The organism is Serratia sp. SM04, from assembly GCF_040280225.1.
GTDB classification, from domain to species: domain Bacteria; phylum Pseudomonadota; class Gammaproteobacteria; order Enterobacterales; family Enterobacteriaceae; genus Serratia; species Serratia sarumanii.
The window spans coordinates 67,328-80,328 of sequence record NZ_JBEOQT010000021.1 but is presented as its reverse complement, the minus strand read 5'-3'; the positions used below and the strand labels follow the sequence as shown (position 1 = coordinate 80,328).

Here is a 13,001-nt window from a genome sequence, read left to right as displayed (position 1 = left end):
GTTAGCGCTTGTTCAATGAAATTGTTATCAATAGCCCGCAGCCGGTTGGTTAGTTTTTTACTTCAATTTCCAGTTTCGGCGCATATTTCGCATTCACCGCTTCCGCGATTTGCAATGGTGCACCCGGCAGTTTAAGCAGATCGTCCAGGTCGGTTTTACTTTCCGCCGCAACGATACGGCGCAAATAGGTCACATGCGGGGCGACTTTATTATCCATCGCCATATCGTTAATCAGGCTGTTATAGGCCGTGGTGTTTGGCTCAAAAGCCACGTCTTTGCCCTGGATAGTCAAAGTAATTTTATTTTCTGCTTTGCTCATTGCTGTAATTCCTTACGTTGATTTATTTCGTCTACTAATTGGTTATGCCGCGCGGCGCACAGCGGATAAATATCTAAATAGGTTAATAACGGCTCGCTAACGTCTTTACCGGTTACCCCGTTTATCCTGGGTAATTGCTCCGGGCATTTAACGAGCAAACTTTCCTGAAATGGCACGTTCGGCTTTATCTGCGGCCTCGTTGTACATCCTGACAAGCTCATCAGACACACAAACGCGGGTAAATACCGGCTTAACCACTTCGGTGCGGATCTCTTTCGGTTGAGCATCGCGCAACGCCTCCAGCTTGCTTTCCAACTGCCGGGCCGAACGGCTGGCCACGTCCTCCGATGCCTGGCGGGATTCCTCCCCAGCCCGCTGCGCGGCCCGGTTTACGGCCAACTCCAGGCTATCCCGATGCCAGCCATTGGCCTGCCAGCCGCCGGCAAAGCTGGCCACCAGGGCCAGCAGGCCCAACCATGCCCCCTTGGCCATCAGCGCCGCCCATCGTGCGCCAGGCTAAAATGGTTGCCGTCCGGACGGTCTTTGAAGCGGCCACCCCAGGCACCGCCCAGGCTTTCCCAATACTCGCCGAGCGGTGTATATGCCTCGGTTTGGGTCTGGTACACGCCGTTAATAAACAGGTTAAAATCCACCGCCAGGCGCTGCGTATGCAGACTATTGGCGATGCCTGCGCCGGTCTTGGTGTTACGCGCGGCCTGCTCAGACGTGCGGTAGGCTTCGCCGAACGTCAGCCGGTAGCCATGATCGCCAGCCCAGGTGATCAGCTGGCCGATCAAGGCGGTAAACAGCTGCTGTTTTTCACTCAGAGTCATATTTTCCTTTCCCTTTCAAAAGATTACTTCCCTTACGGCGCAACCACAGCTCAACAGCCTGGTGGCCGGCGATGCCCAGCGCGGCCCCTAATCCCACTATCGCCAGCGGCGACAGCCCCGGCACCCAGATAAGCGCGGCTCCTGCCGCCATCGAGGTGGCCGATCCCAACACGATGCGCCCGACAAACAACCGCAGGGTAATGGGTTCCTCGCTGCTCAGGACTTGCCCCACGGCGATCACCGCCCCCAACATCAACAACCAGAGAATATTTTTCTCATGCTCCTGCATCTCTATCCCTTACCCGATCAGGTTCTGCGTCACTTCCGCTTCCAGGTAAGGAATGCCGCCCAGGCGCACAAAATCCGCGTCCGTCACCACAAACTTAATCTTGTGCGTCATAATGCTGCCGCCCTTCGGATCAACATCCAGAATGTCACTCAAAATCAGCTTGCAGCCGAACGCCTCCACTTTCAGCTCCTCCCCGCCGGCCTTGGCGTACCACATCAGATCAATCGGCGGGATGCCGCGCCAGCTGCCGGCGGCACGCGCCTTGGCGGTCACTTGCGCCAGGGATTTGGTGCTTAGCTCCATTTCTCCCTCGGCGGCCACGTCGCCGGAAACCCAGCCATCGGGCACGCCGCCCGTTTGGGCTGCGGCGGTGTTGTCGGTAATGCTCAGGCTCACTTTTTCCGCATGGACTAAATCACCGTCCATGTTGAAATCAACCGACTGGCCAGAAATTCGTTTTGTCATGCCGCGCCCTCCAGCGAGTTATCCAACATCAGGCTAACCGTGATGCCTTTCGGGCATTCGTAGGTACGGATCACCAGGTAAATTTCCACCTTGGTGGAGGTGCGCCAGGTAATTTGCACATCTCCCTCCAGCGGCGCTTTGACTTCGCCGGGGAACGTCACGCCGTTAATCTGCGTACTGCGCGCCATTTCTCGCAACGTCTTGGCAAAATACTGTTGGTGCGCCGCAATGCTGGTTGGCGTGCTGTTCAGTGACCGATCGGCAATCTTAGGAATTGCCAGCAGTCGCACACGGCGCGCCGCCTTATCCACTACGCGCAGGCTTTCCACTGCCTGGAAATCTCCGCCCTCCACATCCAGGGTGCGCCCGTCAGACCAGTAAAGGCCGTCGTAATCGGGATACCACATCGGCACGCTAAAGCGGTTTGCCTCCAACGCCTGGAGCGTCGCCAGCTCCAACACTTCCCCGGAACCGTCCACCGGTGTGGACGTGCTGCCCATTTCGACCAGCGTCCCAGTAGCCACACGGGCCGGGCTATCGGCGATCGTCACAGCGCGGTTACACAGTCGGCCCGCCAAAACGCCCGGCTCATTGCCCCACAGACGCGGCGCCAACTGGATCGCCGGCTCGGCAACGCCTTTTTGCAGGTCGTTGATGCGGCCCACATACTCGGCCCAACCTTCGCCCTTTTGCAGCGATTCCACCGACAGAATGAACCACTGCCAGCGGCCAAACTTGGCGATAATCTCCGCCCGCAGGCTCTGCGCCTGCTTCACTACATCGAGCGTTGCCGGCACCAGGTTAACGATGCCCTCCACACTCGCCACACGCTGCGCGCTCAGTACCGCCGCCGGCCAGTTCTTGGCGGCGTCGGCTTCCGCCAGCACATGCACATACGCGAACCAGTTTTGCCCGGCGTTCAGCTTGGCGGCCTGGAGGTTGCTTTTCAGCACCGAATCCCCCACGCCCAACAGCACATCCAGATCGGTTTGCGTGTTCACCGGCAGCGTTTTGCCGATATTGGTTTTACCGGCCCCGACAAACAGCAATACCCGCTCGATCTCTTTGGTTTCGCCCTGGTGCCGGTTTACCTGGTTAACCTGAATCGTTGGCCAACTCATTGTTTCCCCTTAATGTCTTGCGCTTTCACATTCCAGCCAAACCCAATTGCCTGGAGTTGACGCGCTAACGCTTTGTTAAAATCCGCGTCACTCATGCCCAGGAACGGGCGGGACGGTAAATCGACCGTCCAGGCCGTTTTGGCCGCCTTGCCGCTCAACTTACGGATCAGCAAGCCGGCCTGCGCGAATGACATATTTCCCACAATTTCCTTGAGCGGCGGCTTTCGCCAGCGCTTCCCGCGCCTCACCTGATAACCCAGCTGGCGCAGCTTCTTAGCCTGGCGCAGCGTGGCTTGCCGCTCGGTGTCGGCTTTCCTGCCGGCTACCTGTTCCCGCTTAATGGAAACTCGCATACCTGCCGATTGCGAAAACCCCACCACGCCCGCCGGCACGGCCTTATTGCCGTTGCGGTATCCACCGCCCTGGAGGTAAAGCCTTACGGCCTCCCGCTCTGGCATGTCGCGGATATGCAGCAAATTGGGCATGTTGCGCAGCATCTTGCCGCGTCGCCGGGTCTTCCTCCCTTCCCAGGGCGTGCCGTCCGGTTGCTGCTGGTTGCGCACGTTGCGCTTAGCCGCGGCTATCACCCCGTATTTGGCCATGCGCCATAGCAGGCGCTGGCGTTTGGCCTGGGGCATTTCCAGCTTGGCCAATTCTTTGCGCAGCTCCCGCAGCTGCGGGCGGCTCAGCTCACCGTTGATAATCACGGCGTTTCACCGATCGGCGCGCCGGTGCTGCCCACGCCATACACGCGCCCTTCCAAGGCCCACCAAATTTCCGGATCGGCCAATCGCCATCGCTTCCCGTCGAAAGGGATTAGCCCTTCTTCGTCCTGGGTCAGCGTCAGCGGCTCGGCCATCTTGAGCGCGATTTCCACCAACGCGGTTTTATCGTCCGTGACCACGATCGCCAGCTCCGGCAACACCGGTTCAAACCCTTGCTCAATCAGCCCCTGATCGGCGTTCTCAATCAGCCAGGCCAGCAACAGCGCGCACAGGTTGCGCGGGTCAAATTGGCGATACGGGAAGCGCCCCCAGGACAAAACCGCCTCGTACTCCATCACCGCCATTTGGTATTGGTTAAGCCCCAAATCCTTCTGCGCGTTGATAAAACTCACTTCTTCCATGTCGCTGTTAAATTCCAGGTTGGCCACGCGCGCCGGCAAATTGGCCTGGAGGAACGCGGTTAGCGTCTCTAACTTGCTCATACCTTTTTCACCGTTGCCCGCTTCAACCCTTTCATGCGGCGGATCACTACAGACGCCTCCGCCAACAATCCCGCGCGGGTTTCCGTGCTTTCCTGCCCAGGGTGGCTATCACGACGCCCAATCGTGGCGAACTCCCCCAACAGATCGGCTTTCGCCCTGGCGAATACTGCTTTTAGGTACTGCGCGCACAGGCCGTTAAGGTCGCCCAGGCTTACCCCTGGAACATCAGCCGCCGCCAGATAACCTTTCACCCTCCATCGCGCCTCTACAGTTTCCAGCTCCGCGTTAACTTCCGTCACTGCCGCCAGCAGCGCTTGCGCGATAGTGTTGGCGTCAATATCGGGCGGTAATGACCGCTGCGCCTGGAAATCTTTCAGGTTCAAGTCCGGCCAAAATCCGGCGTTTTTGAGCGGCTCATCCTGGTAATCAATCGGCTTTCCGCTAAACATAAATTCCCCGTAAAAGGGCGGGCTGACCGGTTTCCACGGCGCAGATTCACTTTCGTGGCCTGCCCTCCACCGCGCCCGCCTGGCTTGCGGTAGTCTTTAACCCTGCGTCAGTTTTCGCATCCGCGCCGCAATGTTCTGCCGCGCAGTCCTGACGCCGATTTTGTAGTAATGCGATTCAGCGGTAGCCAGCAGCTGATCGGCTTTTTCCAGCGTTTGAACATCATCCACACCCGACGCCGTTTTTTGCCCGCCGTCACCACGCAGCATTTCCAGCCCCGCGAACTTGTACCATTTCGCCGTTACTTGCTCATGCAAGCGCCAGGTGTTCGCCACGCGCTCAAACGTTCGAGAGAAATACGGCTCAACACTTTCCCCGCGCCCCGCCGACTCTTGCGCCCATGCCAGCATGGTGTCCGCCACAAACGTGGGGAAATTGCTACGCAACTGCTCCGGCGTGGCCTGGTGCTGCCCGATCGCAATGTCAGCCAGATCCAACGCCTTATCCAGCTCGCCCACATCGAATAACCAGATCACGCACCACGCCAAAACAGGGTTTGCATAAACCTGGCCACTGGCCAAATAGGCTTCCACCGTTGGCATCCAACGCGGCAACAGCACGTCGCGCTTGAACTCAACACGATCGGCAATCAAAGGCAGGCTTCGAACATGCTCAACATCGGCTTCCAACGCCCTGATCATCAGGTGCAGGCTTTCCGTGCTTTCAAGCGCCTGGCTCTGCTTTAGCTTTTGCTCCATCTCAATGCGCTGGTTATGGCGCTGGGCGGGAGAAAGTGCCATTTATCAGCCCTCCAGAGGTTCGTTAACCTTGCCGATCGTTACAGCGGATTCATCGATAGCCGCGTACAGCTCCGGCACTTCCACCGCATAACCTTCATTACGCAAGTATTTGCTTTCGAACTGTTTACGGTCTTCCACAAACTCCGCTTTGCGCATACGGGTGTTGCGCTGGGTATAGATATGCAGGTTTTTCAGCGGCGTAACGACCATGCGCTTACCCGGCATAAATGGCGGAATAATGGCCGTGCGTCCGGCGATGGTTGAACCCAGCATCTGAGCGGCGATTTTTTCGGTTGGGCGATCGGCGGCCTGGTACAGGCGGTACTGTTCAGCAGCGACCAAATCGGCACCGACAAGCACAACTAAGCGCGGGTCATTGCGGTATTGCTCCGGGATCTTGGCGTTAATCAAATCTTGCGCCATTGAATCCAAGGACTTGTAATCGCCGGCCGCATCCAGCACCACTGGATCAGTCATGATTTGTCTACCGCCCAGCATCGATTTCATGCGCTCATGCCAACCGATGTTTACGTCTTCCCCGTTCGGGTTCTTTTCCGGGTCGGTAGTCTTGGCGCGGGTTTTACCGTTAAAACCAATGCGCAGCATATCCAGCGCGAAAGCCTGGGTAGAAAACGTCTGTACGAGGTTAAAGAACTCGTTTTCTTCCTGGCCGGCGTTGGCCCAAACAGAGAGCAGATCCCAGCGCAGATCCGCGCTGCTGTCGGTTTCAACCAGATCGTAGGTATTACCGTCTACGCCAACACGCTTGTGAAAACGCCCGTTCTCACTGCGGCCCGTATGCAACCCGGAAGCACCCACTGAAATCACTTGGCCACTCAGTTGGTCAACGTCCATGCAGCTAAGCATGTTCAGGAATTCGACAGACTCCAGCATCGCCAGGCGTAGCGCAATTTCCTGCGGGTTATTCATGGAGAAATAACGGGAGGTATCGCGGGCACCATAATGCGCCGCCATACCAGCCGAATATTTATCCAGTAAATCCCGTGCTTCATTATTAAGATACATAAAACTCCCTCGCAGCAATGCGATTAATTAATAGCTCGTTATATGTTTGCGAGAATTACAGGTAATTGAACTTGCCAGCTTTAGACGGAAGTTTACGGCCTGGATTACGTTTACCGCCATTACCCAGGGAATTGAAACGGTTAACAATTTCTTTCGCGTTATCGCGAATAGCTGAAAACTCTTCCGTGTCTACCACTTCTGTAATGGTGTCCACGTCTTCCTTCACGGAATTAAGCTGATTTTCAATGGTGGCTACACGCGCCTCCAGATCGTTTAACGCATTTGCCAACGCCTGCAATTTATCGTCGTTTTGCGCCGAATCGTCTTGTGGGGTTTCTTCCTCAAACTTCGGTTTAATACCAAACAGCTTTTGCCAATTCTTCATCTTTCCTTCCTGCTTAATTTTGCCATCATGGGAAATTACATAACTGTAATATCCCTTCTTAGTTAAATTGCGCCGACTAAAACGCAGGCGTGTGGTGCCAATACTGGCTGGGGTATCCGTTACAGCCAGCCCCTTGAGGTAAGTACGTTCCCCACCGCGCCAGTTAAGTTCTGGCTCAATAGAGAAATAAAGTAATTGCCCTTCCTCATTCGCATAAAGCAAACGTCTATTTGGGCAGATACTGACAAATAGCCGGGCTAAACCATCATCCCCATCCTGCCAAAACGCATCCAGGACTTCGCCAAAATTACCGGCGTCACACTCATGCTCAGGCCAGATCAGTGCGGCATAGTGGTTTATGTCGTAGGTTTCCCCCATATCGACAATCCATTGTCTTTCTAATATCCGCCCATCAACGGTATCCCCTTCGGTAGCAACACACAGCCAGTCAGTTTTTAAATGAGACATATCCCTCCTGATTCCCCCCTGACGCTGCAAATCAATTATTGCCAATTAAACACACCGGCGCACCCTGCATTATTCTGGATAATTCGGTTATAGCCCTTTATCGAACATTCACGAATCTGCGCCGTCATTTTTTATTACAGCCACGGCATAATTAACCGCATGGCTAAATACTCTGAAGAATTAAAAGGCGTTGCGCGCGCTCTTTACCTGCGCCGCTATACGCCTAAGGAAATTGCATCCGAATTAAATCTGCCTAATGGGCGGATCGTTTACTATTGGGCTGAAAAATATGGCTGGCCGGATCTGCTGAGTGTTGAGAGCACAGAAGACGCGATCGAAAGGCGCTATCAGCTACTTGCCGGGCGTGATAATAAAAGCGATCTCGACCTGAAAGAAATGGACTTGCTTATCGCCCATGCCACAAAGCTACGGGCACAGCGCAATAAGCATAAAGAGAAGATGGCAGGCAGCCAGGGCGGAGAACCGGCAGGCGAACACGCAAACGACGAGGAAGGACGCAAAGGCAAACGGAAATATAAGAAAAATGATATTTCTACGCTGACGCAGGAAGATTTCGATACCTGGGCAGAAGAACACCTTTTCGCCTACCAAAAGCACCTGCGCCAGAATATTGGCCAGCAGGTGCGAAACATCCTTAAAAGCCGGCAGATCGGGGCAACCTGGTATTTCGCGTATGAGGCGTTTGAAAATGCAGTAATGACGGGCGATCCGCAAATATTCCTTTCCGCGTCAAAGGCGCAGGCGGAGGTATTTCGGTCTTATATCGTCAACATTGCAGAGCAATATTTCGGCATCACCCTGACCGGGAACCCTATCCGACTGAGCAACGGCGCAGAGCTGCGTTTCCTCTCAACAAACAAGAACACGGCGCAGTCATACAGCGGGCACCTGTATTGCGACGAGTATTTTTGGGTGCCGAACTTCACCCACCTTAACGAGGTGGCCAGCGCAATGGCCACCCATGACAAATGGCGCACAACCTACTTTTCTACACCATCGGCCAAAACGCACCAGGCATACCCATTTTGGATGGGGGACGAATGGAAACAGGGCAGCAAAAAGCGCACGGCGGTTAAATTCCCTGATTTCGATGAACTGCGCGACGGTGGCCGGGTGTGCCCTGATGGCCAATGGCGCTACATCATTACGATGGAAGACGCGATCGCCGGCGGCTTCAACCTGGCCAATATTGAAAAACTGCGCAACCGCTACAACACGGCCACATTCAACATGCTCTATATGTGCGTCTTTGTTGATAGCAAGGACTCCGTTTTTAGCTTCGCCGACCTGGAAGCCTGCGGCGTTGAGGTGGACACCTGGCAAGATCACAACCCGGACGCCTTGCGCCCATTTGGCGATCGCCCCGTTTGGGGAGGTTTTGACCCCGCCCGCAGCGGTGATTTGTCGTGCTTTGTGATTGTCGCTCCCCCCATGTTTGCCGTGGAGAAATTCCGCGTATTGAAGGTGATTTACTGGAAGGGCATCAATTTCCGTTACCAGGCAAGGCAGATTGAGCAGCTGTTTAAAAAATACAACTTCACCTACCTGGGGGTAGACGTTACCGGCATTGGGAGCGGTGTATTCGACAACATCCAGCACTTTGCCATGCGTGTGGCGGTGCCTATCCGTTATGACGTGAACACGAAAAATCAGCTGGTTTTAAAAGCGGCTGACGTGGTGGAAAGCCAGCGCATCGAATGGGACAAAAACCTGAAAGAGATCGCCGCCAGCTTTATGGCGGTGCGCCGTACAACCACCCAAAGCGGTAATGCAATGACGTTTGTTGCTGACCGTAGCCAAGACACTGGCCACGCCGAGGCGTTTTGGGCGATCACGCACGCCCTACATAACGAACCCCTTAACTACGAGAACAAACCCAAATCCCGATGGGGAGTGAAAAAAGCAGCATGACGAAAAAGAAAAAGTATGTGAAACGCGAGCACCGCGGCCCACAGTCAAAAAAAATGAGCATCATCTCATTTGATAAGCCCGAACCAGTTTTAACCACGGGGACGGATTACCGGAATATCTGGTATGACAAAGCCGCCGATCACTACACGCAGCCAATCGACCGGTTGGCCCTGGCGCAACTTATCAATCTCAACGGCCAGCATGGCGGCATTATTCACGCCCGCAAAAACATGGTGTTGTCTGATTACCAGGGCGGCGGCCTTACCTATGACCAGATGGAGGCGGCAATTTTTGATTATTTGACCTTCGGCGATATTGCGTTAGCCAAAGTGCGCAACGGATGGGGGGATGTAATTGGGCTTGAACCCCTGCCCGGCCTCTACTTGCGCCGGCGCAGAACTCAGGAGGATGGGCACGATATTCCTGGCGATTATGTCGTACTGCAAGAAGGGGAACCGCAGGTGTACCCCGAGGAAGATATTATCTTCATCAAGATGTATGACCCGCAGCAGCATATTTACGGATTGCCCGATTACATCGGTGGTGTTCACTCGGCGTTGCTTAACAGTGAAGCGGTCATTTTTCGCCGCCGTTATTACCATAATGGGGCGCATACCGGTGGCATTCTTTACACCCGAGATCCCAGCATGACGGATGAAATGGAGGAAGAAATCGAACGGCAGTTGCGCGACAGCAAAGGCATCGGCAACTTCTCCACGATCCTGGTGAACATTCCAGGCGGTGACGGCGACGCCATCAAATTTATTGAGATGGGCGATATATCCGCAAAGGATGAATTCGCCAGCGTCAAGAACATCAGCGCCCAGGACATTTTAAACGCGCATCGCTTCCCTGCCGGATTGGCAGGCATCGTTCCGCAGAACACAGCGGGATTAGGCGACCCCGAAAAGGTGGATCGAACGTATAAAAAAAGCGAGGTGTACCCAATCGGGCGCCGAATGGCAATGGCCATCAAGAACGATCCTGAAATCCCTCCGCACCTGTATCTAACTTTTGCTTCTGAAACAACAGATAAGGATGCAGCATGAGGCAAAAAAGGCTAAAATCCCGGCATGTTTTAACAGCTGGAGAGCGGAATATGAGAGTCCTGAAAATTGAATGCCCGGAGTGCGGCTCAAAGGCTGTGATTCGCAAGACCAACCGGAAACACCGGCAGATTGCAGATATTTATTGCGCCTGCGCTGATGTGGAGTGTGGGCATACTTTTGTCATGAATTTAACCTTTTCCCACACGATTAGCCCCAGCGCGAAAACAGGGGATAAATTGCTGAAAACCGTTGTTGAAGGCATGAGCCAACAACAACGGCAAATGATGCTCGATTTATTGCAGGGTGCCGCCTCCGCCGCCTGAATTAACGCCTCCACCCTGGGGGCGTTTTTGAATCTGCCGCTCAACGTCTGCCGCCAGTGTAGTAGTCATCTCAGAAATCCATGATAAAGCCAACTCCCGATCGTCGCTGCTGCAACGTCCGTTAGAGACTAAGCGCGCCACAAGTTCAATGCGCTGTATAGCCAGTGATTCAAAGAAAAAATCCCTCACGGCTTCCTCCATCTTATTCTAGGTTTAGCAATTTGATACTGTATATCTGTACAGTATACATATTATTTAGCAAAATGAATAATTCTGTAACTACCCATTCCAGCCCGGCCACAACTCACACGCCGGATCGCTGGCCAACTCCTCCAGGCGTCCATTACGCATTTTTAACACCCGGTCGCCGTATATCCGCAGGGCGCTGCCCCTGGTGAGTATGTCTATCTCATACTGATCGCCGGCAAAACCACGTCGCTGTAACTCCCTCGATAATCGCCGCCATTCCTCTGGCGTACAGTTATTGACAGAACTCCTAGGCGACGCGTTCGCGTCGCTAACCCCAGCCGCCTGATCGGCGGCCAACTTCGGCACAATCTTCCACTGCGTCACACGGGTTAAAATCGGCGTATCCATGCCCACGGATGGAGAAAACACCCCTTTCACCCTGATCACCTCCTCCCCAAATGGGTTAACGTCCTGGCTTACCTCGTACCAGGTACGGGCAACCAACTCATCGCGGCGAACGAACGGCCCGCCCTGAGCATTGATATAACCGGCCCAATCGCCAACGTCTGCCGCATCGTGTACCGCTGCAAACTCAACGCTTAGGCCCATTGCCGTATCATGATCGGACATGCGGCGCAGTTCGCGGTAAACGGTCACCGGCGCGCCGCCAACAAATTGAAACTGACGGATACGCCAGCGCGCCGACCAGGCAGCGGCAGCGGCGGCCGCTTCTTTCATCGGCTTGCCGCTTTCGTCGTCCAGCTCGTCGTCCAGGGCGTATCCGTCGATATTTTTGGAAATGTATTTGGCCACATAGCCGGTGGCGGAGCCCTTTTCCGGGTCGATGGTTTCCGCATGGAAACGGGCCTTGCGGGCTTTGGCGGTAATAAGCTCCACGCCATCCTCCTCAAAGGCGTAATCCCGCAGGATTTGCCGCACCTGGTCGGCCTCGTCTGGACGCATGAAAAACAGCATGTGCCAGTGGGGGGTGCCATCGTGGTGCGGTTCGGCTACGCGGATGCCGAAAATACGCAGATCTTCGCGGTGCAGCTTGGCGCGCGCTTTCTCCCACACGCGGCGCAAATAGCGCTGGGTGTCCGCCGGGCTGCTGCCGTTCCACTTGCGGTTGCGGTGTCCGTGGATCGTGGTTGCGTGGAATTTTGACGGGGCCGTTAGCGTGTAAAACTCCGCCATGTAGCCCAGGCTGTTGCAGATATTTTCAAAGCCGCGGATGCGTACCATCATTTCAGTACGGCGAATGGCCGGGTTGGCCACGCTGCCCCAATATTTGTCGATCAGGCTGATGCGGTTGCCGTCTTCATCTTCCAGCTCCATCGACTTGAGGAATTCGCGCGTTCGGCGCTTTTGTTCCTTCCATTCGTGAATGGTCATTTTGCTGGCGTAGGTGCTGGCGCGCTTGCTGACGTTGTTCAGCGCAATCTGTAGGTGTTCGCGCCATTCGCCCGCATGGCGGCGCAGACGGCCCAGCCACCACTTATCAGACATCATGCGAGACACGGCGGAAACCGCCTCATCTTCGCAGAAAAAGCGGTTAATCATTTTTTCCCAGTGGGGCACATTCTGGCGAAATGCCTGGGTGATAGTGCCAGCGCGAACAAACAGCGCGTGCGCTACCTTGAGATCGCCACAATCCGCCATTTCCTGGTTGATTGTGCCCAGCTCAAGGCAGATAAAGCCGGCAATGTCCTGGGCAAGTAGCTCAATATCGGCCCGCGCCATATCCGGCAAGTTGTTGAACCGCCACATTAGCTGGGCAGTGTCGGCGGTCATTTCCGGTATGTGGTAGCAGGCTGAAACCAGGTTAACGCGCGGCAAGATGCGCTCAACAAAAGTTTTTGCCAAGAACGCATTGGCCCGCTGAATGCCCTGTTCTTTCTCAAGCTGATTGGCGCGGCGCGTCACATCCAGGCGAACAAGCGCCGTCTGCTTTTGCAACAACGCCTGGGCACGCGCCAACGCTTCGTTTTCTTTTTCTCTTTGGTGAATTTCGTCATAAGTCGGAAAGGGACTAGCGATCGCCGGGCGTGGGGCGTTCCACGGGAACGCCCAAGTGATTGATGGTTGGCCCAATACCGGAGCCGTTTGAAGATCCATGTGTTTTCTCAATCGTAATTTTGCATTTCAGGG

At 54.9% G+C, this 13,001-nt stretch carries 16 protein-coding genes; 3 read left to right on the top strand and 13 right to left on the bottom strand.

All coding sequences use genetic code 11. The features are described 5' to 3' along the window. Positions 1-49: 49 nt before the first annotated feature. The 12 genes from ABTW55_RS14860 to ABTW55_RS14805 all read right to left on the bottom strand — a co-directional run bounded on the left by ABTW55_RS14860 (position 50) and on the right by ABTW55_RS14805 (position 7,360). Positions 50-319, bottom strand: coding sequence for a putative phage tail assembly chaperone (locus tag ABTW55_RS14860; RefSeq protein WP_047730043.1), 270 nt, complete (start codon positions 317-319; stop codon positions 50-52). A 147-nt stretch (positions 320-466) separates the two neighbouring features. Next, on the bottom strand, positions 467-811 hold the full coding sequence (locus ABTW55_RS14855; RefSeq protein WP_047730041.1) for a hypothetical protein: 345 nt from the start codon (positions 809-811) through the stop codon (positions 467-469). Next, positions 811-1,152 carry a M15 family metallopeptidase gene (locus ABTW55_RS14850; RefSeq protein ID WP_060423265.1) on the bottom strand — a complete coding sequence of 114 codons (342 nt, stop codon included), beginning with the start codon at positions 1,150-1,152 and terminating at the stop codon, positions 811-813. Before ABTW55_RS14850 ends, ABTW55_RS14855 begins: the two co-directional genes overlap by 1 nt. Beyond that, positions 1,139-1,441, bottom strand: a complete 303-nt coding sequence (locus ABTW55_RS14845; RefSeq protein ID WP_047730039.1) for a phage holin family protein — start codon at positions 1,439-1,441, stop codon at positions 1,139-1,141. Before ABTW55_RS14845 ends, ABTW55_RS14850 begins: the two co-directional genes overlap by 14 nt. A 9-nt stretch (positions 1,442-1,450) precedes the next feature. Further along, complete coding sequence (locus ABTW55_RS14840) at positions 1,451-1,906, bottom strand: DUF2597 family protein (protein WP_047730038.1); 456 nt, start codon at positions 1,904-1,906, stop codon at positions 1,451-1,453. Continuing rightward, a complete protein-coding gene (locus ABTW55_RS14835) occupies positions 1,903-3,027 on the bottom strand; it encodes a DUF2586 domain-containing protein (protein WP_060423268.1) in 1,125 nt (374 codons plus the stop codon). The genes ABTW55_RS14840 and ABTW55_RS14835 overlap by 4 nt, the downstream gene beginning before the upstream one ends. Continuing rightward, the gene (locus tag ABTW55_RS14830) at positions 3,024-3,734 is read right to left on the bottom strand and encodes a hypothetical protein (RefSeq protein WP_047730036.1); all 711 of its coding nucleotides are present in this window, start codon (positions 3,732-3,734) and stop codon (positions 3,024-3,026) included. The genes ABTW55_RS14835 and ABTW55_RS14830 overlap by 4 nt, the downstream gene beginning before the upstream one ends. Further along, positions 3,731-4,234, bottom strand: a complete 504-nt coding sequence (locus ABTW55_RS14825; protein WP_060423271.1) for a phage tail protein — start codon at positions 4,232-4,234, stop codon at positions 3,731-3,733. Before ABTW55_RS14825 ends, ABTW55_RS14830 begins: the two co-directional genes overlap by 4 nt. Further along, positions 4,231-4,683: a head completion/stabilization protein gene (locus ABTW55_RS14820; RefSeq protein ID WP_060423275.1), complete on the bottom strand. Its 453-nt coding sequence runs from the start codon at positions 4,681-4,683 to the stop codon at positions 4,231-4,233. Before ABTW55_RS14820 ends, ABTW55_RS14825 begins: the two co-directional genes overlap by 4 nt. Positions 4,684-4,779: 96 nt before the next feature. Continuing rightward, entirely contained in the window at positions 4,780-5,481 is a 702-nt protein-coding gene (gene gpM, locus ABTW55_RS14815; protein ID WP_060423277.1) for a phage terminase small subunit, read from the bottom strand. A 3-nt stretch (positions 5,482-5,484) separates the two neighbouring features. Next, complete coding sequence (locus ABTW55_RS14810) at positions 5,485-6,507, bottom strand: phage major capsid protein, P2 family (RefSeq protein WP_047730032.1); 1,023 nt, start codon at positions 6,505-6,507, stop codon at positions 5,485-5,487. 55 nt (positions 6,508-6,562) lie between these two features. Further along, positions 6,563-7,360, bottom strand: a complete 798-nt coding sequence (locus ABTW55_RS14805) for a GPO family capsid scaffolding protein (RefSeq protein ID WP_060423280.1) — start codon at positions 7,358-7,360, stop codon at positions 6,563-6,565. 159 nt (positions 7,361-7,519) lie between these two features. On the opposite strand from ABTW55_RS14805, the gene ABTW55_RS14800 reads away from it, so the two are divergent. From ABTW55_RS14800 to ABTW55_RS14790, 3 genes are read left to right on the top strand one after another with little or no spacing between them, the layout of a single operon-like run. After that, positions 7,520-9,292, top strand: coding sequence for a terminase large subunit domain-containing protein (locus tag ABTW55_RS14800; RefSeq protein WP_060423283.1), 1,773 nt, complete (start codon positions 7,520-7,522; stop codon positions 9,290-9,292). Beyond that, entirely contained in the window at positions 9,289-10,341 is a 1,053-nt protein-coding gene (locus ABTW55_RS14795) for a phage portal protein (RefSeq protein WP_060423286.1), read from the top strand. The genes ABTW55_RS14800 and ABTW55_RS14795 overlap by 4 nt, the downstream gene beginning before the upstream one ends. Further along, positions 10,338-10,664 (top strand): ogr/Delta-like zinc finger family protein, encoded by a 327-nt coding sequence (locus ABTW55_RS14790; protein WP_060437276.1) that lies wholly within the window; start codon positions 10,338-10,340, stop codon positions 10,662-10,664. The genes ABTW55_RS14795 and ABTW55_RS14790 overlap by 4 nt, the downstream gene beginning before the upstream one ends. 279 nt (positions 10,665-10,943) lie before the next feature. Here the strand turns inward: ABTW55_RS14790 and ABTW55_RS14785 are convergent, their stop codons facing one another. Further along, the gene (locus tag ABTW55_RS14785; RefSeq protein WP_060423289.1) at positions 10,944-12,968 is read right to left on the bottom strand and encodes a replication endonuclease; all 2,025 of its coding nucleotides are present in this window, start codon (positions 12,966-12,968) and stop codon (positions 10,944-10,946) included. Positions 12,969-13,001: the final 33 nt, after the last annotated feature.